Annotated in this window: 17 protein-coding genes and 1 pseudogene; 8 read left to right on the top strand and 10 right to left on the bottom strand. The window is 71.0% G+C overall.

Translation table 11 applies throughout. The features are described 5' to 3' along the window. Positions 1-48: 48 nt before the first annotated feature. On the top strand, positions 49-4899 hold the full coding sequence (locus ACWCP8_RS37435) for a hypothetical protein (RefSeq protein WP_451120827.1): 4851 nt from the start codon (positions 49-51) through the stop codon (positions 4897-4899). A gap of 2 nt (positions 4900-4901) precedes the next feature. Here ACWCP8_RS37435 and ACWCP8_RS37440 read toward each other — a convergent pair whose 3' ends face one another. After that, a complete protein-coding gene (locus ACWCP8_RS37440; protein ID WP_451120829.1) occupies positions 4902-5381 on the bottom strand; it encodes a hypothetical protein in 480 nt (159 codons plus the stop codon). A 405-nt stretch (positions 5382-5786) separates the two neighbouring features. Between ACWCP8_RS37440 and ACWCP8_RS37445 the strand changes: the two genes are divergently transcribed. The 4 genes from ACWCP8_RS37445 to ACWCP8_RS37460 are packed head-to-tail and all read left to right on the top strand — an operon-like array spanning position 5787 to position 10196. Next, complete coding sequence (locus ACWCP8_RS37445) at positions 5787-8723, top strand: sensor histidine kinase (protein ID WP_451120831.1); 2937 nt, start codon at positions 5787-5789, stop codon at positions 8721-8723. Continuing rightward, entirely contained in the window at positions 8720-9163 is a 444-nt protein-coding gene (locus ACWCP8_RS37450) for a roadblock/LC7 domain-containing protein (RefSeq protein WP_352266236.1), read from the top strand. The genes ACWCP8_RS37445 and ACWCP8_RS37450 overlap by 4 nt, the downstream gene beginning before the upstream one ends. Positions 9164-9172: 9 nt before the next feature. Further along, on the top strand, positions 9173-9610 hold the full coding sequence (locus tag ACWCP8_RS37455; protein WP_451120833.1) for a DUF742 domain-containing protein: 438 nt from the start codon (positions 9173-9175) through the stop codon (positions 9608-9610). After that, positions 9591-10196, top strand: coding sequence for a GTP-binding protein (locus tag ACWCP8_RS37460; protein ID WP_451120835.1), 606 nt, complete (start codon positions 9591-9593; stop codon positions 10194-10196). The genes ACWCP8_RS37455 and ACWCP8_RS37460 overlap by 20 nt, the downstream gene beginning before the upstream one ends. A 95-nt stretch (positions 10197-10291) precedes the next feature. On the opposite strand, the gene glpK is transcribed toward ACWCP8_RS37460, so the two are convergent. From glpK to ACWCP8_RS37490, 6 genes and pseudogenes are all read right to left on the bottom strand, one after another. Next, positions 10292-11809: a glycerol kinase GlpK gene (gene glpK / locus ACWCP8_RS37465; protein ID WP_352266239.1), complete on the bottom strand. Its 1518-nt coding sequence runs from the start codon at positions 11807-11809 to the stop codon at positions 10292-10294. Positions 11810-11890: 81 nt separating this feature from the next. Next, a pseudogene (locus tag ACWCP8_RS37470) lies at positions 11891-12652 on the bottom strand (MIP/aquaporin family protein). A gap of 222 nt (positions 12653-12874) precedes the next feature. Further along, positions 12875-14065, bottom strand: coding sequence for a lipid-transfer protein (locus ACWCP8_RS37475; RefSeq protein ID WP_352266241.1), 1191 nt, complete (start codon positions 14063-14065; stop codon positions 12875-12877). Next, positions 14062-14541, bottom strand: coding sequence for a Zn-ribbon domain-containing OB-fold protein (locus tag ACWCP8_RS37480; RefSeq protein WP_451120838.1), 480 nt, complete (start codon positions 14539-14541; stop codon positions 14062-14064). Before ACWCP8_RS37480 ends, ACWCP8_RS37475 begins: the two co-directional genes overlap by 4 nt. A 58-nt stretch (positions 14542-14599) precedes the next feature. Then, a complete protein-coding gene (locus ACWCP8_RS37485) occupies positions 14600-14947 on the bottom strand; it encodes a DUF962 domain-containing protein (protein WP_352266243.1) in 348 nt (115 codons plus the stop codon). 138 nt (positions 14948-15085) lie between these two features. Continuing rightward, positions 15086-15892, bottom strand: a complete 807-nt coding sequence (locus tag ACWCP8_RS37490; protein WP_451120840.1) for a M15 family metallopeptidase — start codon at positions 15890-15892, stop codon at positions 15086-15088. A 132-nt stretch (positions 15893-16024) separates the two neighbouring features. Here ACWCP8_RS37490 and ACWCP8_RS37495 point away from each other — a divergent pair, with 132 nt between their 5' ends. After that, a complete protein-coding gene (locus tag ACWCP8_RS37495) occupies positions 16025-16546 on the top strand; it encodes an NUDIX domain-containing protein (RefSeq protein ID WP_352266245.1) in 522 nt (173 codons plus the stop codon). Positions 16547-16552: 6 nt separating this feature from the next. Here the strand turns inward: ACWCP8_RS37495 and ACWCP8_RS37500 are convergent, their stop codons facing one another. Then, a complete protein-coding gene (locus ACWCP8_RS37500) occupies positions 16553-18904 on the bottom strand; it encodes a glycoside hydrolase family 31 protein (RefSeq protein WP_352266246.1) in 2352 nt (783 codons plus the stop codon). A gap of 222 nt (positions 18905-19126) precedes the next feature. Here ACWCP8_RS37500 and ACWCP8_RS37505 point away from each other — a divergent pair, with 222 nt between their 5' ends. Both ACWCP8_RS37505 and ACWCP8_RS37510 read left to right on the top strand, forming a co-directional pair. Then, entirely contained in the window at positions 19127-21103 is a 1977-nt protein-coding gene (locus ACWCP8_RS37505; RefSeq protein WP_352266247.1) for an acetoacetate--CoA ligase, read from the top strand. A gap of 66 nt (positions 21104-21169) precedes the next feature. Continuing rightward, positions 21170-22087, top strand: a complete 918-nt coding sequence (locus ACWCP8_RS37510; RefSeq protein WP_451120843.1) for a hypothetical protein — start codon at positions 21170-21172, stop codon at positions 22085-22087. Between the two features lie 58 nt (positions 22088-22145). Here ACWCP8_RS37510 and ptsP read toward each other — a convergent pair whose 3' ends face one another. Then, positions 22146-23816 (bottom strand): phosphoenolpyruvate--protein phosphotransferase, encoded by a 1671-nt coding sequence (gene ptsP, locus ACWCP8_RS37515; RefSeq protein WP_352266248.1) that lies wholly within the window; start codon positions 23814-23816, stop codon positions 22146-22148. Positions 23817-23892: 76 nt separating this feature from the next. After that, the gene (locus ACWCP8_RS37520) at positions 23893-24342 is read right to left on the bottom strand and encodes a PTS sugar transporter subunit IIA (protein WP_352266249.1); all 450 of its coding nucleotides are present in this window, start codon (positions 24340-24342) and stop codon (positions 23893-23895) included. Positions 24343-24733: the final 391 nt, after the last annotated feature.

The following is a 24733-nucleotide window of genomic DNA, read 5'->3' on the forward strand; positions in this document are numbered from 1 at the left end:
CCCACCGCCGCCCCACTCCTGCTTTCCGAACGACGAGAGTCCGCCGCCATGTACGAGCTGTCCCGGGTCCGCCTCTACTCCATCGGGCCTGCCGGTGCGCGCTACGCCGACACCGTGCTTGACCTGCGCGGAGTGGGCGAGCCCGTGCCCCACCCCGCGCCGGCTCAGGCGGAGTTCTTCGAGGAGGAGCCGGTCGGCCCGCCGCGCCGCCCCGCACCGGCCGGTGTGCTGTTCCTGGAGAACGGCGGCGGCAAGTCGGTCCTGCTGAAGCTGATCTTCTCGGTGATGTTGCCCGGCCACCGCAACACCCTGGGCGGTGCCAGCTCCGGCGTACTGCGCAAGTTCCTGCTCGCCGACGACTGCGGCCATGTCGCCCTGGAGTGGCAGCACACCCTCACCGGCGAGTGCGTGGTCGTCGGCAAGGTCAGCGAGTGGCGCGGACGGCAGGTCTCCAACGACCCCCGCAAGTTCGCCGAGGCCTGGTACTCCTTCCGCCCCGGGCCCGGGCTCAGCCTCGACTCGCTGCCGGTCGCCGAGGCCACCGCCGTCGGCCGCCCCGTCGAAGGCGCCTCCGGCGCCCATGGCCGGCGCCGCACCATGAAGGGCTTCCGGGACGCCCTCACGGACGCGGGCAAGTTCTACCAGCACCTCGATGTGCACTGGGAAGAGATCCACGACCGGTGGAACGAGCACCTCGGCGACCTCGGCCTCGACCCCGAACTCTTCCGCTACCAGCGCGAGATGAACGCCGACGAGGGCGAGGCCGCAGGCCTCTTCGCGGTCAAGAAGGACTCCGACTTCACCGACCTGCTGCTCCGCGCCGTCACCGACACCCGCGACACGGACGGCCTTGCCGATCTGGTCAGCGGCTTCGGCAACAAACTGGGCCGCCGGGCCGAACTCACCGCGGAGCGTGACTTCACCGCAGGCTCGGTCGATCTGCTCGGCCGGATCGTCGAGGCCGCCGACACCCGCTCCCGCACCCGCGACATCCACGCGGGCGCCGAGCGCCGCACCCGCACCCTGGCCCGCAGGCTCTCCGCCCGGGCCGCCGAGGAGCGAGGCCGCGCCGCAGACCTCGCCCAGCAGGTGACGGGAGCCGCCCACACGGTCGGCGCCGCCGAGGAGGCCCGTAGCCGCAGCGGCCTCATCGCTGCCGAACTGGCCTACCGTCATGCGTCCCTGGCGCTGGCCGCAGCCGAGAAGGGCGCCGCCGCCCAGCGCCGAGAACTGGTCGAGGCCCGCACCCTGCACTCCGCCTGGCAGGCAGCCGAAGCCGTCCTCCGCCACCGCGCCGCCGCCGACCGGTCAGCGCGCGTCGCCGTCGCCATCCGCGAGGCCGAGCGCGACGCCGCACCCGCGCTCGCCGCCCGCGCCACGGCCGCCGCCGATCTCGTACGCGCCCTGCACACCGCCGCGGAGGCCGGCGAGCAGGTGGCCAACGAAGAGGAGGAGCGCTCCGACACCCTCCAGGCCGCAGGCGAGACCGCCCACCGGGACGCCACCACTGCCGCCACCGAGGCTCAGCGTGCCCGCAGCGAGGCCGGACATCTGCGCCAGCGCCTCGCCGAGGTCGAGCAGGAGACCGCCGAGGCCGTACGGGCGGGCTGGCTCGACAACACCGCCCCGGACGCCGACCCGGCGCGCGCCGCCCTCGCCGCGAGCGACGCCGAACAGTCCACCGTCGCCGCCTGGAACAAGGCCAGGGAAGCCGCCGGCGCCGCGGCCGACCGGGCCAGGGAAGCGGCGGCCACCGAGAGCCGCGCCGAGCTCGCCGCGGCGCGCGCCGCCGACGCTGCGCAGGCGGCGGAACAGTCGTACGAGGCCGAGCTGAGGGCCGCCGAGTCGATCGCCGCCGACCACCGCCTCGCCGACCTGCTGAGCCTGCCCCCGGCACCCGGCACCGGAGTACCACGACCCCGCCGGGGCACCGCCGGAAACGAACCGGGCGCGGCTGCGGACGCCACCGGCTCCCATGCGTCCGGAGCCCACTTCCCGTCACACGGCCGACCCGGTGACGGTACGGGCACCGCGGCAGCCGGATCCGAACGGCAGACGGCCGTCACCGATCACGCACTCATCACTGACCACGCCGTCAGCAGCGAGCAGCCGCTCACCGCCGAGGAGCTCGACCGCAACGCCGAGGAGCTGCGGGACCTCCTCGACCAGGGAATCGCCGCCGCGGAACGGCGCCTCTTCGAACTGCGCACCGCGGCCGCCGACGACTCCCGCATCCTCGGCGCGCTCGGCGACGGCGGACTGCTGCCGCCCGGACCCGACGTCCTCGCCACGGTCGAGTATCTCGGCGAGCACGGCATCCCGGCCCTGCCCGGCTGGCGCTATCTCGCCCAGGCCGTCGACCCCGCGGACCACGCGGCGGTGCTCGCCGCCCGTCCCGAGCTGGTCGACGGCGTGGTCATCACCGACGCCGACTCGCACGCCCGCGCTCGCGAAGTCCTGGGCAGCGCCGCCCTGCTGCCGCGCTCCGCCGTGGCCGTCGGCACCGCCGCCGCGCTGCTCGCCCCCGTACCGGCCTCCGGTTCCGGCTCCGACGCGGACGGCGTGTTCCTCGTCCCGCCGAACCCGGCCATGCACGACGAGCACGCCGCCGACGAGGAACGGCAGGCGCTCAGGAGCCGGACCGCCGCCCGGGACGAGGACATCCGCACGCTCGCGGCCCGCCTCACCGGGGACCGGTCCCTCGCCGCCCGCATCGGTTCCTGGCGCGCCGACTGCCCGTCCGGCATGCTCGCCGAGCTCGCCGAAGCGGCCCGCTCCGCCCGCACGGCCGCCGAGACGGCCCAGGCCGTGCTCGCCGAAGCCCGTACGGCACGGGCCGAGGCCGACGAAGCCGCCGCCGACACCGCTCGCGTCCGTGACGAGCGACAGGAGGCCGCCCAGCGGGCCCGCCGCGTCGCCGACGTACTCGCAGGCCTGGCCCACCGGCTGCGCGAACGCGCCGGCTGGCAGGCGAAGCTGCGCGAACTGGTCGAGGAGGCAGCCGAGTCCGAAGCCCGCGCCACCGTCTGCCTGGAGCGGGCCCGCGCCGCCGACGAGGACCGCAGGGCCGCCCAGCGCGCCGCCGACGACGCCCGCCGTACCGCCCGCGCCCTGCGGGCCGAGCGCGCCGAGATCGCCGGCGCCCCCGAGAGCATCCCGGAGCCGGAGGGCGACGCACCGCGCCCTGCCCTCCCCGCCCTGCGCGAGGCCTACCGGGCCGCGTCCCAGCTGTACGAGAAGGTCGGCGTCGGCGCCGACCTGCGCGCCGAACAGGCCCGCGCCGAGAGCGACGAGAGCGCCGCCCTCGCCGAGTTGGACCGGCTCACCAACAAGGTCCGCACCCGCGCCGCCCAGCTCCTCGAAGGCACCGACGGCGCCGACGGCCCGTCCCGGCAGGCGGCCGCCGCCCGAGCCGAGTCCCTGGTCCAGCTCCTGGAGACCCGTGCCTCCACGGCGAGCGAGCAGCTCGGCCGACTGCGCGGCGAGGCCGAGCGACTGGCCCCGGCCGACGGCGAGAACCACCACACCGAGCTCCCCGACGAGAAGGTTCCCGCCGACGCCGAGCAGGCCCAGACCCTGCTGCGTACCGCCACAGCCGAACTCGGCACCGCAACCGGTGCCCTGGACACCGCCCGCGCCGCCCACGGCGAGCTGCTGCACGCCCATCGCACCGCAGACGCCTCGGCCGGTGGCTTCGACGAGTCCGCGGCCCTCCTGCGCGACCTGCTCAGGGACCACGGCGCGGACGACGACCCCGAGTCCCCCGAGCCGTACCCGGGCAGCCTCGACGAGGCCCGGCAGTCCGCCGCCGAGGCCCGCCGCTCACTGCGCGGCTGCGCCGCCGACCTCTCCGCCGCCGAGAGCGCGGTGCGCGAGGCGAGCGATGTGCTCGTACGGCACGCCAACTCCACCCGCTACGAACAGGTCCGTACCCCGGCCCGCCAGCAGATCCGCGAACTCCCGGCCGCCGCCCTGCCCGAGCACGCCGAGAAGTGGGCCGCCGCCTTCGCACCCCGCCTCCGCGTCCTCACCGATGAGCTGGCCCAGCTGGAGCGCAACCGCGACTCCATCGTCGACCGGCTCCGCGGACTCGTGGAGTCCGCGCTCACCACCCTCCGCTCCGCCCAGCGGCTCTCCCAGCTCCCGGAGGGGCTGGGGGAGTGGTCCGGTCAGGAGTTCCTCCGGATCCGCTTCGAGGAGCCCGACCAGGCGACGCTCACCGAGCGGCTCGGCGTGGTCATCGATGATGCCACTCGTGCCGCGCTCAAGAAGAACTCCGATCTGCGCCGCGACGGCATGTCCCTTCTGCTGCGCGGTGTACAGGCGGCGCTGGAGCCCAAGGGCATCGCCGTGGAGATCCTCAAGCCGGACGCGGTGCTCCGCGCCGAACGCGTCCCGGTCGGTCAGATGGGTGACGTCTTCTCCGGCGGTCAGCTGCTCACCGCCGCCATCGCGCTCTACTGCACGATGGCCGCACTTCGCAGCAACGACCGGGGCCGTGACCGCCACCAGCACCGCCATGCGGGCACGCTCTTTCTGGACAACCCCATCGGCCGGGCCAACGCCACGTATCTGCTGGAGCTCCAGCGAGCGGTGTCGGACGCCCTCGGCGTACAACTGCTCTACACCACGGGGCTGTTCGACACGACGGCGCTCGCCGAATTCCCGCTGGTCATTCGGTTGCGCAACGACGCGGACCTGCGGGCGGGCCTGAAGTACATCAGCGTGGAGGAGCATCTGCGCCCTGGTCTGCCGCAGCAGGATCCGAACGGCGAGACGGTGCACGGCGAGATCACCGCCACCCGCATGTTCAAGCGCACACCGACGGCGCCTGATGCGTCAGCGTCGCCTGAGATCCCCCAGGCCCGCTGGACTCCCGACACCCCGACCGACGACTGACCTCAACTTCTCACCGGGGCGCGTGCTCCAGGTCCTGACAGGCTGCTCGCGCCCCGGCGGCGTATCCGCGCGGCTTCTCGTTCCGCCGTCCTCGCCGCCCGTCGCGCCGCCCGTCGCGCTGCGCGCCGCTCCCGGCGCAGCTGCCGCGCCGAGCTGCTCGGCACGGACACCACACCGTGGCGCTGATTCCAGACCTGCCGGGTCACCCACACATCCAGGACCGCCCAGGTCGCGACCACCGTGCTGCCCACACTGCTCAGCATCGTGGGAAACGCCAGCCAGGAACCCGTCAACGTGCTCAGCAGAGCCACCATGGCCTGAATGATCGTCAGCGACATGACGAGCACAGCACGCACGGCCGCCGTACGGACCGGATCCGGCATCCGCCGCCGCACCGCGGGCTCCTCCACCCACAACGTCTGCCGCGGGATCCGTGCCCCGTCCGCCGCCGACGCCGCACTTCGACGCTCTTCCGTGTCCAAGGACTCTCAACTCCCCACCGCTGTCCGCCTTCAGGGTTGCTGCTGCCCGGCATGCGCCGTTTCTACGCAGGCGGGCGGAAAACCATCCTGTCCTACGCGCTCCCCGCAATCCCTCTCCCTTACGGACAGACGAGTGACCGGCAGTGAAGATTCCCCCGATCCCTCGCGGAACGAAGAGTTCCAGCCAACTGCCGGGTGAGGGATTGAGGCGCTCGGTCGGGTCTCTTCTGCCGCTTTCGCGGATTTCATCTCCCGGAATGCCACGACAACTCGTGATCGACGCGTGGAGTGCGGCCGAAAATAGTCCGGACGTGTCTTCGAGTTGCCTGTGCGGCAGTAGTAGGCTCGCGCCGTTTGTTGACGGAACACCCACCCCCGCCGTGCGGGGCCGAGCTGGGGGAGGCCATGCGCTTTCGCGGAAAGTCCATCCGCAGGAAGATCGTGGCGTTGCTGCTGGTGCCGCTCGTCTCCCTCACCGCACTCTGGGGCTTCGCCACCGTCCTGACCGGCCGTGAGGCCGGTGACCTGATGGGCGCGAGCACCATCGTGGAGAAGGTCGGCCACCCTCTCGAGGACACTGTCCGGGTCATTCAGAACGAGCGCCGCCAGACACTGGTCTTCCTCGCGGACCCCCGTGCCTCCGATGCACTTCCTCTGCTGCGCCGCCAACGGGCCGCCACCGACCGCGTCGTGGCGGACGTCAAGGAGAGCGCCCGGCAGAAGGAGATTCGCGACGCGCTGAGTCCCGGTGCCGAAGGGCAGCTCAATTCGGTGCTCAGCGCCGTCGACGGCCTCGGTGCGCTCCGCGACTCCGTCGAGAAGCGCACCATCGACCGCAATCAGGCGCTGAAGTTCTACAACCGCCTCGTCGACCCGTGCTACCGCTTCCTGACGGGCCTCCACACGACGGAGAACGCGTCGATGGACAAGCAGGTACGCGCTCTGATCGGCGTCTCGCGGGCTCGCGAAATGCTGTCCCGGGAAGACGCTCTGGTGGCCTCGGCGCTCATCGCCGGACGGCTCGACGCCCCCGAACTCCGGCAGATCTCCGATCTCGTCGCCAACCGCAAGCTGCTTTACGAGATCAACAGCGAGGTCCTCCCGTCGGCGGAGCGCCGACGTGTGGAGCAGTACTGGGCGAGCCCGGACAGCGAGCCGTTGCGTACCGCGGAGAACAAGCTCCTCGCCGCCGGCCCCACCCGCGCCCCCCGTACGGTCGATGCCGAACGCTGGCAGGAGGTGGCCCTGCCGGTCCTGGACCAGCTGGCAAACGACTCGACCGAGATGAACAACCGCTTCCAGGACCGCGGCAGGCCCGTCGGCTACAGCGTCCTGGTCAAGGCCGGAGTCGCGGGAATCCTCGGCTTCCTCGCTCTGCTCGTCTCCGTCTTCGTATCCGTCCGCATCGGCCGCGAACTCGTCCGCGACCTCTCCCGGCTCCGCAAGGACGCCCACGAGGTCTCCGGCGTACGACTGCCGAGCGTGATGCGCCGCCTCGCCGCGGGCGAACACGTCGACGTCGAGACCGAGGCCCCGCATCTCAGTTACGAGCGGGACGAGATCGGCCAGGTCGGCCAGGCCCTCAACACCCTGCAACGCGCCGCCGTCGAAGCCGCGGTCAAGCAGGCCGACATGCGACGCGGCGTCTCCGAAGTCTTCGTCAACCTCGCGCGCCGCAACCAGGTTCTCCTGCACCGCCAGTTGACGCTCCTGGACGCCATGGAGCGCCGCACCGAGAACACCGACGAGCTCGCGGACCTCTTCCGCCTCGACCACCTCACCACCCGCATGAGGCGGCACGCCGAAGGCCTCGTGATTCTTTCCGGTGCGGCGCCGTCCCGGCAGTGGCGCAAGCCCATCCAGCTGATGGACGTGGTGCGGGCAGCGGTCGCCGAGGTCGAGGACTACGAGCGGATCGAGGTACGCCGCCTGCCGCGGATCGGCGTCGGAGGCCCCGCAGTCGCCGACCTCACCCACCTGATCGCCGAACTCCTGGAGAACGCCACGGTGTTCTCGCCCCCGCACACCGCGGTCCACGTGCACGGCGACCGCGTCGCCAACGGTTTCACCCTCGAAATCCACGACCGTGGCCTCGGCATGGTTCCCGAAATGCTGCTGGACGCCAATCTGCGGCTCGCAGAGACCCCCGAGTTCGAACTCTCCGACACCGACCGCCTCGGCCTCTTCGTGGTGAGCCGGCTGGCCCAGCGGCAGAACGTCCGCGTCTCCTTGCAGATTTCTCCGTACGGAGGAACCACCGCCGTCGTCTTCATCCCGGCGGCCCTGCTCGCCGACGCCGCGGAGGCGCACGGCACCGGATTCCGCCTCGACCGCCGCGCCGAGAAGGCGATCGGCAGCGGCAGGCCCAGCAATGAGGGACCGCGCAGCGACAAGAACCGCAGGGACGGCGTGGCGGACCCTTGGACATCCGACGGTACGGGCGACGCGGCGTCCACCGGCCTCGCCCCTGTCCCCACCGGCCTCGTGGGTTCGTCCGCCCTGGACGGACCGGTCGAGCTCGAAGCCCCGGTCGGAGCTCTCGGCTTCGGGACCGACCCCGTAGTCGACCCTGTGCTGGACGTCGTACTCGACCCGGTACTCGACGGAGTGTCCGACATCGACGACACAGAGAGCGAGCGCGGGGGCATTTTCCGCGCCCGCGACCTGCGTCGTGCAGGGGACCACGCCCGTCGGCGCGACGCCGACAACGGCTTCCGCCGCGATGCCGACCGCGACCAGCATCAGCAGGCCGCCGACCAGGTCCCCGAGTCCACGGTCGACGTCCGGGCGATGCGCCCGGGCGGTCCGGTGCCGCTGCCCCGCCGCAAGCCGCCCACGCTGGTCACCGACCGCGGCCGCCGGGTCGACGAGACCGGCCGCGCGCACCCCACGACCACCGACCCGGAGCCCTCGCGTACCGGGGCCGGGCAGTCTGCCACCGGCCCCTGGCACTCCGCCGCCGACACCCGGCAGCCCACCGGCTTCCGGCCGCCCACCGAGTCCGCCGCTTCCGCGTCGGCACCGGCTGCGGCGACGTCATCGGCCGCACCCTCCTCCCGATCCACCGGGCCGTCCTCGTCCCCGGGGACCGTGGACGGCCTGCCCCGCCGGATCCGGCAGGCCAGCCTCGTCCCGCAGCTCCGCGAAGGCTCCGCCGGCCGCGCTTCCGAGCCGGCCCCCACGGAACCGGCGGAGGACGTCGAGCGGGACGCGGAGGAAGTACGCAACCGTATGGCTTCGATGCAGCGCGGCTGGCAGCGCGGCCGCCGGCAGAACACCGAGGACGGGACCGGTCTCGGTGAGACAGCACAAGGAACCACTCCGGGAGGGGACGGTCGATGACCGCACCGAACGCCGCAGCACCCGACGCCACACGCCAGGGATCCGGCGAACTCAACTGGCTCCTCGATGAACTCGTCGAGCGCGTCGGCTCCATCCGCAAGGCGCTGGTGCTCTCCAGCGACGGCCTTCCCACCGGCACGTCCAAGGACCTGACCCGTGAGGACAGCGAGCATCTGGCGGCTGTCGCCTCGGGGTTCCACAGCCTCGCCAAGGGCGTCGGACGCCACTTCGACGCGGGTCGCGTCCGCCAGACCGTCGTCGAACTCGACGAGGCGTTCATCTTCGTCACGGCCGCCGGCGACGGCAGCTGTCTCGCCGTGCTGGCCGACTCCGACTCCGACGTGGGCCAGGTGGCGTACGAGATGACGCTGATGGTCAAGCGCGTGGGGGTCCACCTGGCCAACGCCCCACGGTCGTCCGGTCTGCACGCCGGAGGGTGAGTGGATGGCATGAGCGCTGACTCCTCCCGGGGCGCACCCCCCGGATCCCCGGTCGCTTCCGACGATCCGCAGTCGTCGCGCTGGTACGACGCCGAGGCGGGGCCGGTCGTCCGTCCGTACGCGATGACCCGGGGCCGTACCAGCAGCGCGTCCCGCCATCGTCTCGACCTGATTGCGATCGTCGTCCCGGAACCCGCGGCCGATGATCCGGGCCGGAATCAGACGCTCTCCCCGGAACACGTGGAGATCATTGAACTCTGCAATGACATGCCCCAGTCGATCGCCGAGCTGGCGTCCGGTCTGGATCTCCCCGTCGGGGTGGTCCGGGTGCTGGTCGGCGACCTCGTCGAGGACGAACTGGTGCACGTAACCCGTCCCGTTCCGCCGGCCGAGCTGCCGGATGTGAACCTTCTTCGCGAGGTGATCAATGGCCTTCGGGCGCTCTAGCCGCAGCACGCGGCCCGTGGAGCCGGTTGCCTTGAAAATCCTGGTGGCGGGCGGCTTCGGCGTGGGCAAGACGACGCTGGTGGGAGCGGTCAGCGAGATCAGACCGCTGCGTACGGAGGAGCGGCTCACCGAGGCAGGCCGCCCCGTGGACGACACGGCCGGAGTCGAGACCAAGACCACCACCACCGTGGCCATGGACTTCGGACGGATCACGCTCCGCGAGGATCTGGTGCTGTACCTGTTCGGCACACCGGGACAGGACCGGTTCTGGTTCCTCTGGGACGAACTGGCCCAGGGCGCCCTGGGCGCGGTCGTTCTCGCGGACACCCGGCGTCTGGAGGACTGCTTCGCGGCCGTCGACTACTTCGAACGGCGCGAGATCCCGTTCACCGTCGCCGTCAACTGCTTCGAGGGAGCCGACCGGTTCCCGACCCGGACGGTGCAGGCTGCGCTGGACCTCGACCCCGAGGTGCCGGTGCTGATGTGCGACGCGCGCGACCGGTCCTCCGTGCGCGATGTGCTGGTCACGGTCGTCGAACACGCGCTGGCCCGAGCGGACCGCCTCCGCGAGCCCGCCACCACCTGAGTGCCCGGCGGAACGCGGCCCGCACCCCCGCCGACCGGGGTACGGGCCGCGCGTCCTGAAGCCGTCCGATGCGCGATCGTGTACGGCAGGGACGGTTACCGCTCGCCGCCGCCCTCCTCCTGCCAGCCCAGGCTCCGCTCCACCGCCTTGCGCCAGTTGTGGTACTCGCGCTCACGGATCTCCGGCTCCATACGCGGCTGCCACTCCACATCGCGCTGCCAGTGCGTCTTGAGCTCGTCGAGCCCCGACCAGACGCCGGTCGCCAGCCCCGCCGCGTACGCCGCGCCCAGACACGTCGTCTCGGAGATCTTCGGCCGGATCACCGGCACGCCCAGCACGTCCGCCTGGTGCTGCATGAGCAGCCGGTTGGCCGTCATGCCGCCGTCCACCTTCAGCGTCGTGATGGGCACTCCTGAGTCCTGATACATCGCGTCGACGACCTCACGCGTCTGCCAGCTGGTCGCCTCCAGAACGGCGCGTGCCAGATGCGCCTTGGTGACATAGCCGGTCAGTCCGGTGATGACACCCCGGGCGTCCGAGCGCCAGTACGGGGCGAAGAGCCCGGAGAAGGCGGGCACGATGTACGCGCCGCCGTTGTCGTCGACGCTCGCCGCCAGTGTTTCGATCTCCTCGGCGCTCCGGATGATCCCCAGCTGGTCGCGGAACCACTGGACCAGCGCCCCGGTGATGGCGATCGAGCCCTCCAGGCAGTAGACGGGTGCCTGGTCGCCGATCTTGTAGCCGAGAGTGGTGATCAGCCCGCTCTTCGACGGCACGGGCCTGTTGCCGGTGTTGAGCAGCAGGAAACTCCCGGTGCCGTAAGTGTTCTTGGCGGTACCCGGGTCGTAGCAGGCCTGCCCGAAGACCGCGGCCTGCTGATCGCCGAGTGCGGAGGCCACCGGCACCCCGGCGAGCGCGCCGACCGCGGTCCCGTACACCTCCGACGACGACCGGATCTCCGGAAGCACCGCTTCCGGGACATTCATCGCGGCCAGGATCGACGGATCCCACTCCAGGGTTTCCAGATTCATCAGCATGGTGCGCGAAGCGTTGGTCACATCGGTGACATGGACGCCGCCGTCCGTACCGCCGGTGAGATTCCAGATCAGCCAGGAGTCGATGGTGCCGAAGGCGATCTCGCCCCGCTCGGCCCGGCTCCGCAGCCCCGGTACGTTGTCCAGCAGCCAGGCGGCCTTGGGGCCGGAGAAGTAACTGGCCAGCGGAAGCCCGGTGATGTCCCGGAAGCGGTCCTGGCCGTCCGCGCCGCCGAGCTCGTGGCAGAGCGTGGACGTACGGGTGTCCTGCCAGACGATGGCGTTGTGCACGGGCTGTCCGGTCGCCCGGTCCCAGAGCACGGTCGTTTCGCGCTGGTTGGTGATGCCGAGCGCGCTGAGCTGTTCCGCCCGCAGTCCGGCGGTGGCGAGCGCGCCCTCCACCACGGCCCGCACCTTTGACCAGATCTCGGTGGCGTCGTGTTCCACCCAGCCGGGTTTCGGGAAGATCTGGCGGTGCTCGCGCTGGTCGACGGCGACGATCGCACCGTCCTGATTGAAGATGATGCAGCGGCTGGATGTGGTGCCCTGGTCGATGGCGGCGACAAACCTGTCCGTCATGACGTCCCCTTGTCGCGAGGTCGAGAACTCGAATTGCCGGAGCTTGAATGAGACGCGCCTGAACAGCCGGAGACCGAACGGCTAGAAGGCGGCGTTGAAGACGACCCCCGCCAGCAGCCCACCCACGAGCGGTCCTACCACTGGGATCCAGGATTAACTCCAGTCGGAAGTACCCTTGTTCGGTATCGGCAGCAGTGCGTGCACCAGCCGCGGACCTAGGTCACGGGCCGGATTGATGGCATATCCGGTGGGTCCGCCGAGTGAGAGTCCGATACCGACCACCAGCAGGGACACCAGCAGTACGGAGATCCCGGAGCCGTGGACGCCGGCACCGGCGCCGGCCACCGGGCCGATCCCGATCCCGGCGTTCTTCCCGAAGGCCAGAATCGGCAGCACCAGCCCGGCCGTCGCGATGATCTCGGTGACCAGGTTGGCCACCGGACTGCGGATCTCCGGAGCGGTCGAGAAGATCCCCAGCGTCGGCACGGCGGTCTCCTTGTCCGCGTTGGCGCGGAACTGCGCGTAGTACGTGAGCCAGGCCAGCAGCGCGCCGACGACCGCGCCGACCAGCTGTCCCAGGATGTAGAGGGGGACCTTGTCCCACTTCCCGGTGTCGACGGCGATGCCGACCGTGACCGCCGGGTTGAGGTGGCCGCCGGAGAGGGGAGCCGCGGTGTAGGCGCCGGCCAGGACACCGAAGCCCCATCCGAAGGCGATCACCACCCATCCCGCACCTCTGGCCTTCGAATGATGGAGGGTGACAGCGGCGCACACACCCGCGCCGAACAGGATGAGGATCGCCGTTCCGATGACTTCCCCGACGAATATGTCTCCATTGCTCATGGCGCTCCTAGGGGTTGTCCGGCGGATCGCGCCGGGCGCTTCCATGGCTTCCGTGACGAGCGTGGTGACCAAGTCGATCTGCCGCAGAGCGGGGGTGGCGGCAGTGACTGAGCAAGGAGTTTTCACGGGTGCTGATCAGTCGTCAAGAACACTGACAACAAGCCCAGTTCACGGCACACGCATCGGACACGTCGGTACTGGGTCCAAGGCGCCGGGCCGGTCTCAGCGGACCGCGACGACTGCCGAACCGTGCCCGAACAGCCCCTGATTCGCGGTGATTCCGGCGCGCGCCCCCGGAATCTGCCGCTCCGCCGCGGTGCCGCGCAGCTGCCAGGTCAGCTCGCAGACCTGCGCGATGGCTTGGGCCGGCACGGCCTCCCCGAAGGAGGCGAGTCCTCCGCTCGGATTGACCGGGATGCGTCCGCCGAGCGCCGTGGCCCCTTCGCGCACGAGCTTGGCGCCCTCGCCCGCCGCGCACAGCCCGATGTCCTCGTACCACTCCAGTTCCAGGGCGGTGGAGAGGTCGTAGACCTCGGCGAGGGACAGCTCATCGGGCCCGATGGCCGCCTCCTCGTACGCCGCCCGGGTGATCGACGCGCGAAAGCTCTCCGGTGCGGGTTCCGCCGCGATTGCCGAATCGGTTGCGATGTCCGGAAGGTCGAGTACGGCCTTCGGGTAGGTGGGCGTCACGGTGGAGACTGCGCGGATACGGACCGGATCGGCCGCCCCGTGGCGGCGCGCGAATTCCATGCTGGACATGACGACGGCCGCCGCCCCGTCGGACGTCGCGCAGATGTCGAGCAGCCTCAGCGGATCGGCGACCACGGCGGACGCGGCGACCTGCTCGGCGGTCACCGGCGAGCGGTACCGGGCATTGCGGTTCAGTGCGCCGGCCGCCGCATTCTTCACCTTGACCAGTGCGAAGTCCTCCGGAGTGTCCCCGTACAGTGCCATGCGGCGGCGGGCGTACAGCGCGAAGTAGGCGGGATTGGTCGCCCCGAGCACCCGGAACCGCAGCCAGTCGGGATCGTCGGGCCGGTCGCCGCCCGCCGGGGCGAAGAACCCCTTGGGCGCCGCATCCGCACCCACCACGAGCACCACGTCGGCCATACCCGCCAGGATCTGCGCCCTGGCCGTGTTGATGGCCTGGGCGCCCGACGCGCAGGCGGCGTACACACTCGTGACCCGTGCGCCCTGCCAGCCCAGCGCCTGGGCGAATGTCGCACCGGCCACATAGCCCGGATAGCCGCCGCGCACGGTGTCCGCGCCGACCACCGACTGCACGTCCTGCCAGCCGATCCCCGCATCGCTGAGTGCGGCCCGCGCTGCGACCGTTCCGTACTCGACGAAGCTGCGCCCCCACTTGCCCCACGGATGCATCCCGGCTCCGAGGACGGCCACATCCCCGGTCATGCAGCACCGCCCGGGGCCGCGCCGGCGGCGGTGCTCACGGGCCGCCAGTGCCAGGTGGTCCATACGGTTCCGCCGCCCTGGGGGGCAGCCTCGTTCAGGACCCCCGGAACCGCCTCGACGGCCATTCCGACCGCCAGATCCCCGATGCCCACCCCCGGCGCCGCCTGCCCGAGCACCACCATGCGCTCCGCCGCGAGTTCGACGGCGATCAGGACGTACGGCTCCCAGGGCGCGTCCGGGTCGGAGATGTACGGGGCGGGAGGGCGGTAGCGGCCGTCGGTGTACGACCAGACCGTGCCGCGCCGGGAGAGGGGCACCTCGACCAGCTCGCCGCCCGTGCAGCCGGGATTGCGGCAGAACGTGTCCTGACGTGGGAAGAAGACCGACGAGCAGGCGCAGCAGCGTGTGCCCAACAGCCGGAAGTCCTTCTCGGCGGTGCCCTCGGTGAACCAACCGGACACCACGGGTGTGCGCATGTGCGACAAAGCCCCTCCCCGGCACAGGATCTGACGGAACGTCAGAAGTGTGCCACGGTCAGTCGTTCTCGGCGAGCCACTTGGCGGCGGTCTCCGCCAGCTCCCTGTCGCGGCCGGCCAGCATCATCCGGATCATCTGCACGTCTCCGCGCAGTGACCACGCGGGATGCCCGAAGGTGGCCGGATTGTTCTTCTCGATCAGGAAGTGTGCGGGCCAGGCCGTGCCGTAGCCGATCAGGGGGAGCGCCGCCGCGTACCGCTTGCGGCCCCGGGCCAGGCCGTAGGCGGTGATCGCGAGACCGGTCAGGGTCCCCGTCAGATGGACCCAGCGGGTGGCGGCCCTGGAGTGCATCGCCACGTAGTAGGGCCAGAACTCTTCGTACGAATCGAACGTCTGCTGTGACATATGGGCACCGTAACGGCTGGGAGGGCAACCGGATACGGCCGATCCGCGTCCGAGAGGAAGTGCGGGCGGCCGGAACCCACGGGGGTGGTCCCGACCGCCCGTCCGCCCGGCCGTACCCGCACTGGCCGGGTGCGGGCCTCAGTGGCCGGCGACGGACCTCCTGGCCACCGGGAAGTCGAAGTAGGTGTCCGGAAACAGCTCGGGCTTGAAGGTGTAGTGCCACCATTCCTCGGCCAGGTTCACGAACCCGGCGTCGGTGAGCGTCGTCTTCAGGAACTGCCGGTTGGCCCGCTGCACGCCCTGGATCCGCGCGTCGTCCGTGTGCGACAGCGTGTCGAAGCAGTCGAACCCGGTGCCCATGTCCACCGAGTTGTCGGGGAAGCGCTCGGCCTGCGGCGCGTAGCAGGGCACCAGCTTCTCGCCCGGCCGGTACGGCCTGGTCGGCACGGCGGGCAGCTTAACCAGAGTCAGGTCCACCGTGCTGCCCCGGCTGTGCCCGGACTTTTCCGCGATGTAACCGTCCGCGAACAGCCGCGTCTTGTCGACCTGGGGGTAGAACTCGCCCTTCATGGCCTCGTCGTCGAGATCCTTCGCCCACCGTACGAAATGGTCGACGGCCCGCTGCGGCCGGTAACAGTCGTACACCTTCAACGAGTACCCCTGGCGCAGCAGCCGCGTCTGCGCCGCGTGGAGCGCCTCAGCCGCAGGCCGGGTCAGGATGCAGACGGGCTGGCGGTACCCGTCGACCGGTTCACCCATGAAGTTGTGCCCGGTGGGGTAGCGCATTTCCTGGATGATCGTGGGGTCCACCGAGCGAAGTGCGACGAACTCATCGGGGGCTTTCGGCTCGGCCTGGGCCCGTGCCGGCGGGGAGGCGACGGTGGCGGCGAGCAGGATGGTGGCAGTGGCTGCCAGGGCGCGGAAAGCGGAAGCAATACCTGTCATGAGCGCATCATCCATCAGTCGTGGGGGTGTCGGCACGACGATCGGATACAGTCCGCGCGTGTCCGCGCCCGGAGAGAAAACCGAGCGAAGGAACAAGCGCAGCAGAACGTGGAGGAAAAGGTGCGGAAACCGATGAAGGACTCCCACTGCGGGAGCTGCGGCACGCCGTACCCCCGGCCCGCGCCGGGATCCACCGGCGCCTGGCCCCGCACCTGCACCGTCTGCGGCGACACCGCCTACCGCAACCCGCTGCCGGTCGCCGTCGCCCTGGTCCCCGTCACCGACCGGGACGGCATCTCCCTCGTCGTCATCACCCGCACCATCGAGCCCCGGCGCGGCGGCCTCGCCCTGCCCGGCGGCTTCATCGACCACGCCGAGGACTGGCGGCACGCGGTCGTACGGGAACTGCGCGAGGAGACCGGCATCGAAGCCGACCAGCAGGACGTACGTCTTGCCGACGCCCTCAGCGCACCGGACGGCCACCTTCTCCTCTTCGGTCTGCTCCCGCCACGTCCGGTCGCCGCCCTCCCCCCGTCGGTGCCCACCGACGAGACCGCCGGCCACAGCCTGCTCCGCGCCCCCGCCGAACTGGCCTTCCCGCTGCACACTCTGGCTGCCCGCGCATGGTTCGAAGGCCGCTACCACCACCGCTGACGGGCATCACACCCCACGCACCCGCACCGGGCACGTCACCTCACCACCCTCCAGCTCCACCACGACCTGCCCGCCCACCAGTCGCGCCGTGTACCGCTCGACCCCCGGCTGCTCCCAGCCCTCGCCCGCGTCACGGACGACCAGGCCACCCCCGGTACGTCCGGCAGCCGGAGCCCAAACCTCCAGTTCCAGCCCCCCGTCCACGCCCCGCACCGGAATCACCGACCCCGCCCGCGCCAGTACCGGCACCCGCGACAGCGGCGCATCGACCAACACCTGCCCCGGCCCCTCGTACGCCTCACCGGTCGCCGTGTCGTACCACCGTCCCCGCGGCAGCCGCACCGCCCGGCGGTCCGTCCCCCGCTTCAGCACCGGCGCCACCAGCAACGCATCCCCCAGCAAGAACGCGTCCTCGCAATCCCGCAGTGCCCGGTCCCCGGGCGCCCCCCACCAGAGCGGCCGCACATACGGCGCACCCGTCAGCCGGGCCAGCTGGGCCAGCGTCACAAAGTACGGATGCAGCCGCTCCCGCTCCACCAGTGCGGCCCTCGCGTGCTCAAGCACCTCGGGCCCGAACTCCCACGGCTCCCGCCGCCCCGCGTCCATCGCCGCGTGCGTGCGGAACAACGGCAGCCAGGCACCCAGCTGGAACCAGCGCAGATACAGCTCGGGGGACGGCGACCCGTCGAACCCGCCCACATCGGGACCCGAATACGGCACCCCGCACAGGCCGAGCCCCAGCACCAGCGACAGCGAGGCACGCAACCCGGGCCAGCCCGTCGCCACATCGCCGGACCACGTGCCCCCGTACCGCTGCATCCCCGCCCAGCCGGCGCGCGAGAACAGGAAGGGCCGCTCGTCCGGCCGCAGTCGGCAGAGCCCCTCGTACCCGGCCTTCGCCATCGCCAGCCCGTACACATTGTGGGCCTCCCGGTGATCGCCCCCGCGGCCCTCCAGAGAGTGCCGGGCCGAGCGCGGCAGCGTCGGCTCGCCGAACGCCGAGAACGACACCGGTTCGTTCATGTCGTGCCACACACCGGAGAACCCCTGCGCCAGCCGTTCCTCGTACAGACCTCCCCACCATTCCCGCACGTGCGGATCGGTGAAGTCCGGATACACGCACTCGCCGGGCCACACCTCCCCGCGCACCGTCCGCCCCCGTGCGTCCCGGACGAACGCCCCGGCTCCACCGACCGCCGAACCGGCGTCGAACACCGCATTCCCCGGCACCGCCTTCACCGCCGGATCGACGATCGACACAAGTCGCACCCCGTCCTCCCGCAACTCCTTCGCCAGCCGCGGCAGGTCCGGGAACCGGCCCCGGTCGACGGTGAACACCTGATGCCCGTCGTAGTGATCGATGTCCAGATGCAGAACGGACAGCGGCAGACCCCGCTCCCGGTACCCGGCGACGACCCGTCGCACCTCATGCTCACTGCCGAACCCCCACCGGGCGTGCTGCGGACCCAGCGCCCAGGACGGCGGCAGCGCCGGCGCACCCGTCAGCGCCGTCCAGCCCTGCAGCACCCGGGCCGGCGTACCCGCCACCACCCAGCAGCGCAGCGGCCCCCCGTCCATCCGCACCTCGCACAGCCCCGGACGGTCATGGCCGGACCCCGCGCCCTCCTCGCCCTCGCGCAGCGTCACCCGCCCCGCCCAGGAGTTGTCGTGGAACGCCAGATGCGTCCCCGCGTCCGAGACCACCAGCTGCACCGGCATCGTCAGATACAGCGGATCGTCACCGGGCACGAAGCGCCCGCCCGGATCGGTGTTCCACAGCTCGTACACGCCATCGCGCAGTCGCGGCCCCGACGCCCGCCCGCCGAGCCCGAAGAACCGGGCGTCCGCCGGCACCTCGGACCGCTGCACCCACCGGGCCGGGCCACCCGCCACCGGCTCCCACCAGCGTGGCGGCAGCTCCCGCCGGAGCACCACGCCGCCCGGCGTACGGAGCTCCACCGCCCCGTGCCGCGACACCACCAGCGTCAGCCGCTCCGAGACCACCTGCCAGCCGCCGTCCTTGTCCGGCTCCAGCACGGCCCGCGGATCGGGCTCCGGCGCCGGACCCGGACCCGGAAGCGCGTACGACGGCAGCGGCTCCGCCCCGTCCCACGCCCAGAACACGGCACCTCCCACCGCGACCCGGATGTACAGCTCCGAACGGGCGAATCTCACGACACCGCCACCGGGCCCGGGCTCCGCCCCCACCAGCAGGCCCGGCACTCTCGCCCGCTCCGCACCACGGGGCGGCAGCGCCCGCGCATCCGCCCGCTGCCGACGCCAGGCCGAGCGCACCATGCGCAGGCCCTGCACCGAACCCACCATCTTCACCGAACGCACCAGGTCGCGACCGTTCATGCAGCTCACCCTGCCACCTGACGGAGCGGCAGCGGGCTCCGTTCAACTTCCGTTCACCCGTGGCCGGACCACATAACCGGACATGCAACCATGGGCGGGGAACCCTGGTGCGGAAGACGATCACATGGCATCGTCCGTGAAGCCGCCTCACGCGCACACCCCAGCACGTGTGTGCGCGAACCACGCCCACCCCGCGTACCCGTACAGCCAGGGAGCCGCCCCATGACCTCAGCAGCGAACGAAGCCCCCCTCTGGCAGCCCGACGCCGAGCGCATCGCCGCCGCGGCGGTCACCCGCTTCCAGAGCTGGGCCGCCGAGCGGTACGGAGCACCGGCCGACGGCGGCTACCCGGCGCTGCACCGCTGGTCCGTCGACGAGCTGGACACCTTCTGGCGGGCCGTCGCCGACTGGTTCGACGTACGGTTCTCCACTCCGTACGAGACCGTCATCGGCGACCGCACCATGCCCGGCGCCCAATGGTTCCCCGGCTCCACCCTCAACTACGCGGAACACGCCCTGCGTGCTGCGGAGGACCCGCTGCGCGCCGGTGCCCCGGCCCTCGTCCACGTCGACGAGACCCACACCCAGGCCCTGGTCAGCTGGTCCGAACTCCGTCGGCAGGTCGGCTCCCTCGCCGCCGAACTCCGCGCACTCGGGGTCCGCCCCGGCGACCGCGTCAGCGGCTATCTCCCCAACATTCCGCAGTCGGTCGTCGCGCTCCTCGCCACCGCGGCCGTCGGCGGCGTCTGGACCTCCTGCGCCCCGGACTTCGGCGCCCGCAGCGTCCTCGACCGCTTCCAGCAGGTCGAACCCGTCGTCCTCTTCACCGTCGACGGCTACCGCTACGGCGGCAAGGAACACGACCGCACCGGCACGGTCGCCGAACTGCGCCGCGAACTGCCCACCCTGCGCGCCGTCGTCCACATCCCGCTGCTGGGCACCCCCGCCCCCGAAGGCGCCCTCGAATGGTCCGCCCTCACCTCCGCGGACACCGAACCCGTCTTCGAACAGGTCCCCTTCGACCACCCGCTGTGGGTGCTGTACTCCTCGGGCACCACCGGGCTCCCCAAGGCGATCGTCCAGTCCCAGGGCGGCATCCTCCTCGAACACTTCAAACAGCTCGGACTGCACTGCGACCTCGGGCCCGACGACCGCTTCTTCTGGTACACCTCCACCGGCTGGATGATGTGGAACTTCCTCGTCTCCGGCCTGCTCACCGGCACCACGGTCGTGCTGTACGACGGAAGCCCCGGCTACCCCGACGTCAGCGCCCAGTGGCGCGTCGCCGAACAGACCGGCGCCACCCTCTTCGGCACCTCCGCCGCCTACGTCATGGCGTGCCGCAAGGCCGGCATCCACCCGGGCCGCGACTTCGACCTCTCGCGCATCCAGTGCGTGGCCACCACCGGCTCCCCGCTCCCGCCCGACGGGTTCCGCTGGCTCCACGACGAAGTCGCCGAAAACCTCTGGATCGCCTCCGTCAGCGGCGGCACGGACGTCTGCAGCTGCTTCGCCGGCGCCGTCCCCACCCTCCCCGTCCACATCGGCGAACTCCAGGCACCCTGCCTCGGTACGGACCTCCAGTCCTGGGACCCCGTAGGGAAGCCGCTCATCGGCGAGGTCGGTGAACTCGTCGTCACCAACCCGCTGCCGTCCATGCCGATCCACTTCTGGAACGACCCCGACGGCAGCCGCTACCGCGACAGCTACTTCGAGATGTACCCCGGCGTCTGGCGCCACGGCGACTGGATCACCCTCACCGACCACGGCTCCGTCATCATCCACGGCCGCTCCGACTCCACCCTCAACCGCCAGGGCGTACGGATGGGCTCCGCCGACATCTACGAAGCCGTCGAGCGGCTCCCCGAGATCCGCGAAACCCTGGTCATCGGCCTCGAAGAGCCCGACGGCGGCTACTGGATGCCGCTCTTCGTCCACCTCGCCGACGGTGCCGCGCTCGACGACGGCCTGCGCGGCCGCATCAAAGAGACCATCCGCGAGAACCTCTCGCCGCGCCACGTCCCGGACGAGATCATCGAGGTTCCCGGCATCCCGCACACCCTCACCGGAAAGCGCATCGAGGTTCCGGTCAAGCGCCTCCTCCAGGGAACAGCCCTGGCCAAGGCGGTCAATCCCGGCTCGATCGACAACCTCGAACTGCTCCACTTCTACGAGGACCTGGCCCGTACGCGGCGCTGAAGAGGGCACTGTCAGTGCCCGCGATTACTCTGAGTGAGCAATGTTCGACAGCGCACTGGGGGAGTCGTGGCGCACACCAGGAACACCAAGCACAACGCCTATCGGCGGACCGGCACATCGATGCGACGCACGCTGCGCCGCGAAGCACCGAGCACCATCGGCCTCCTGGCCGACGAGCAGGACTTCGCGGCCATGCGGCGCTACCGCACTTTCACCTTCGTCGACCACGCCGTCTATCTGCAGCAGGTCGAGGGCCTGCTCAAAACGCTCGCGGCCCAGGGCATGCACACCACCGTGGCCCTCTTCGACCCGGAGGAGTACGCGGAGTTCTGTGCCGAATCCGGCCTCGCCGCCGACGCCCCGGCCAGCCGCAGTCGATTCACCGCCGAAATCGCCGCGACCGGAGCCACGGTCGCGTACACCGGACAACCCATCGACACCCTGATCCCGCTCCTCGTCAGCCGAGCGGTCCGCCAGGCCACATGGGAATACGCCACGACGCTCCTGGCCGACCTCGGCGAATGCGCCGACTGCGGGCAGGACATCGGCCGCGCCGCCTTCGACCGGGCGTCCCACCTCCTGATGCGCACGTTGGAGACAGCTGGCCCGGGCACGCACCATCTGGTCTGCAGCACCCCCACGGAGAACGAACAGCTCCTCGCCGTCCTCCACACCGAGCGCGGCACGACGGGCCCGGCCCGACTCGATTCGGGCGCAGGAGCAGAGTTCGTCACCGTGCTCGCCGTCGGCATCGCCCTCGAAAGTCACGGCGGACTCGTACTCCGTACAAGCAGCCCCGGGGCCCCCGACCGGGTGCACGGCTGGCGACTGAACCGCGGCAGCCTCGTACCGCTCACCGCCGGTGAGGTCTTCAGCGCCTACTGCACCGACGCGGACACCGGTGATCCCGTCTCCCCGGAGTCCGGTGTGGAGTACTGCGCGGGCTTCGACATCGGCGCGGACGAACCCGAGGCACACCGCTGACACCGAAGGGGCTTCCCGCCGTGTCCGGCGGGAAGCCCCTTCAAACCAGCTGCGCGAACTACTCGCCCGACAGCACCGCCTGAGCCGCGAGCCGCGCCTCGTCGGCGGAGTCCGCCGCACGCGCGGCGGCAGCGGCACGCTCGCACTGCGCGAGCGTGTGCTTCGCCAGTGTGGCGCGGACGTAAGGAATGGACGCGGCACCCATCGACAGCGAGGTGACGCCCAGACCGGTCAGCACACAGGCGAGCAGCGGATCGGCGGCAGCCTCACCACAGACACCGCAGCTCTTGCCCTCGGCCTTGGCAGCGTCAGCCGACAGCGCCACCAGATCGAGCAGCGCGGGCTGCCACGGATCCTGCAGCCGCGACACCGCACCCACCTGACGGTCGGCGGCGAAGGTGTACTGCGCCAGGTCATTGGTGCCCAGCGACAGGAACTCCACCTCCTGCAGGATCGAGCGGGCCCGCAGAGCAGCGGACGGAATCTCCACCATCGCGCCGAACTTCGCCTGCAGCCCGGCCGCCCGGCACGCGTCGGCGAACGCCTTCGCATCCGTACGGTCCGCCACCATCGGCGCCATGACCTCGAGATGGACCGGCAGTCCCTCGGCCGCCTTCGCCAGCGCGGTCAGCTGGGTCCGCAGTACCTCGGGGTGGTCCAGCAGGGCACGAAGACCACGCACGCCAAGCGCCGGGTTCGGCTCGTCCGCGGGCGTCAGGAAGTCGAGCGGCTTGTCCGCACCGGCGTCCAGCACCCGCACCACGACGCGCCCCTCGGGGAACGCCTCAAGCACCGCCCGGTACGCCGTGACCTGCTTCTCCTCGGACGGCGCCTGCTTGCTGTCATCCAGGAACAGGAACTCGGTGCGGAAAAGACCCACACCCTCGGCACCGGCCTCGACCGCCGCCGGCACATCGCCGGGCCCGCCCACATTGGCCAGGAGCGGCACCTTGTGACCGTCGGACGTCGCACCCGGACCGGTCGAGGCGGACAGCGCGGCCTTGCGGGCCGCGGCGGCGCTCTCCATCTCCGCGCGCTTCGCCTCGCTCGGCTCGACGAAGATCTCGCCGGTGCTGCCGTCCACCGCGATGACTGTGCCCTCGGCCAGCTCACCGGCACCGGGGAGGGCCACGACGGCCGGTACACCGAGCGCCCGCGCCAGAATCGCGCTGTGACTGGTCGGTCCGCCCTCCTCGGTGACAAATCCGAGCACCAGAGCGGGGTCGAGCAGCGCTGTATCGGCAGGCGCCAGGTCGCGCGCGATCAGCACATACGGCTCATCGCTGTCCGGCACACCCGGCATCGGCACACCGAGCAGCCGCGCCACGATCCGGTTGCGTACATCGTCGAGGTCCGCGACCCGTCCCGCCAGATACTCCCCGGCTCCGGCCAGCAGAGCCCGGTACGCGGCAAACGCGTCGTACACCGCACGCTCGGCGCTGCTCCCGACGGCGATGCGCCGATCCACGTCGGCCATGAGCTCGGGGTCCTGGGCCATCAGGGCCTGCGCCTCGAGCACCGCCTGCGCCTCGCCGCCCGCCAGATGGCCTCGGGCATTGAGGTCGGCCGCAACAGCGTCCACGGCCTGGCGAGCACGCCCCTGCTCGCGCTCGGCCTCCTCCGCGGGAATCCGTTTGGCCGGCGGCTCGAGCACAGCCGTACCCATGTGCCGTACCTCGCCGATCGCCACACCGTGGCTCACGCCGACGCCTCGCAGCGTTGTCTCCATTTCACCCGTCTCAGATTGTGCGGCGATCCGTGCCACCGCAGTGGATGTCCAGTCGGCTGTTACTGCGCCGAACGTGTCACTGCCATTCGAACAGTGTGTCGCCAACCTTGACATCGCCGTCCTCGCGGACGTCGGAGAGGGAGTCGGCCGTGGCCTCGAGCGCGACGATCGGGCAGATGGGCGACTTGCCGGCCTCCTCCACGGCGGCCGGGTTCCACCGGACGATGTTCTGGCCCCGCGTGACCGTGTCACCCTTGTTGACGAGGAGCTCGAAGCCCTCGCCATTGAGCTGAACGGTGTCGATGCCCAGGTGCACCAGCACCCCGTGCCCCTGTCCGTCCACAACGACGAAGGCGTGCGGGTGCAGGGAGACAACGACTCCGTCCACCGGCGAAACGGCCTCCGACGGCTCACGCACGGGGTCGATGGCAGTTCCGGGACCGACCATCGCACCGGAGAAGACCGGGTCGGGTACCGCAGCGAGTCCGATGGCACGTCCTTCAAGAGGGGACGTCACAGTGGTCATAGGGAGCCTCCCAGGGTGGAGCTTCAACGGGGCCGCCGCGGCCTGCAGGGGACGGCGTACTGTTCAGCAGCGTAAGTCATAAGAAGTCCCGGTTCCGCCCGAGTCCAATGGGTTCGCAGACCTAGGGGGGCACCGGAAACGATTTGCCTCGACTCCCAGCGGCCTGTAGTGTCGTACTCCTGCCTGGCCCCAGTACGACATTGCGTCGGGGGCCGGCGGCGACTATTCAGCCCAAACCCTAACTCGAATTCAGCTTCTGCATGCCTGCAGGGCTGGTCAGGGGAGAGGGAAAAGGCCTGATAGAGTCGGACTCGCCGGAAAGGGAAACGCGAAAGCGAAAACCTGGAAAGCGCAGTAGAAATTCTCCTGCTTCGCAGGGGGCCCGCTTCGA

This window comes from Streptomyces sp. NPDC002206, assembly GCF_053593595.1.

What these genes read in the sequence shown, in the direction of transcription:
- ACWCP8_RS37435 (WP_451120827.1), top strand. Translation starts at nt 49, where the DNA reads ATGTACGAGCTGTCCCGGGTCCGCCTCTACTCCATCGGGCCTGCCGGT.
- ACWCP8_RS37445 (WP_451120831.1), top strand. Translation starts at nt 5,787, where the DNA reads ATGCGCTTTCGCGGAAAGTCCATCCGCAGGAAGATCGTGGCGTTGCTG.
- ACWCP8_RS37450 (WP_352266236.1), top strand. Translation starts at nt 8,720, where the DNA reads ATGACCGCACCGAACGCCGCAGCACCCGACGCCACACGCCAGGGATCC.
- ACWCP8_RS37455 (WP_451120833.1), top strand. Translation starts at nt 9,173, where the DNA reads ATGAGCGCTGACTCCTCCCGGGGCGCACCCCCCGGATCCCCGGTCGCT.
- ACWCP8_RS37460 (WP_451120835.1), top strand. Translation starts at nt 9,591, where the DNA reads ATGGCCTTCGGGCGCTCTAGCCGCAGCACGCGGCCCGTGGAGCCGGTT.
- glpK (WP_352266239.1), bottom strand. Translation starts at nt 11,809, where the DNA reads ATGACGGACAGGTTTGTCGCCGCCATCGACCAGGGCACCACATCCAGC.
- ACWCP8_RS37475 (WP_352266241.1), bottom strand. Translation starts at nt 14,065, where the DNA reads ATGACCGGGGATGTGGCCGTCCTCGGAGCCGGGATGCATCCGTGGGGC.
- ACWCP8_RS37480 (WP_451120838.1), bottom strand. Translation starts at nt 14,541, where the DNA reads ATGCGCACACCCGTGGTGTCCGGTTGGTTCACCGAGGGCACCGCCGAG.
- ACWCP8_RS37485 (WP_352266243.1), bottom strand. Translation starts at nt 14,947, where the DNA reads ATGTCACAGCAGACGTTCGATTCGTACGAAGAGTTCTGGCCCTACTAC.
- ACWCP8_RS37490 (WP_451120840.1), bottom strand. Translation starts at nt 15,892, where the DNA reads ATGACAGGTATTGCTTCCGCTTTCCGCGCCCTGGCAGCCACTGCCACC.
- ACWCP8_RS37495 (WP_352266245.1), top strand. Translation starts at nt 16,025, where the DNA reads ATGAAGGACTCCCACTGCGGGAGCTGCGGCACGCCGTACCCCCGGCCC.
- ACWCP8_RS37500 (WP_352266246.1), bottom strand. Translation starts at nt 18,904, where the DNA reads ATGAACGGTCGCGACCTGGTGCGTTCGGTGAAGATGGTGGGTTCGGTG.
- ACWCP8_RS37505 (WP_352266247.1), top strand. Translation starts at nt 19,127, where the DNA reads ATGACCTCAGCAGCGAACGAAGCCCCCCTCTGGCAGCCCGACGCCGAG.
- ptsP (WP_352266248.1), bottom strand. Translation starts at nt 23,816, where the DNA reads ATGGAGACAACGCTGCGAGGCGTCGGCGTGAGCCACGGTGTGGCGATC.
- ACWCP8_RS37520 (WP_352266249.1), bottom strand. Translation starts at nt 24,342, where the DNA reads ATGACCACTGTGACGTCCCCTCTTGAAGGACGTGCCATCGGACTCGCT.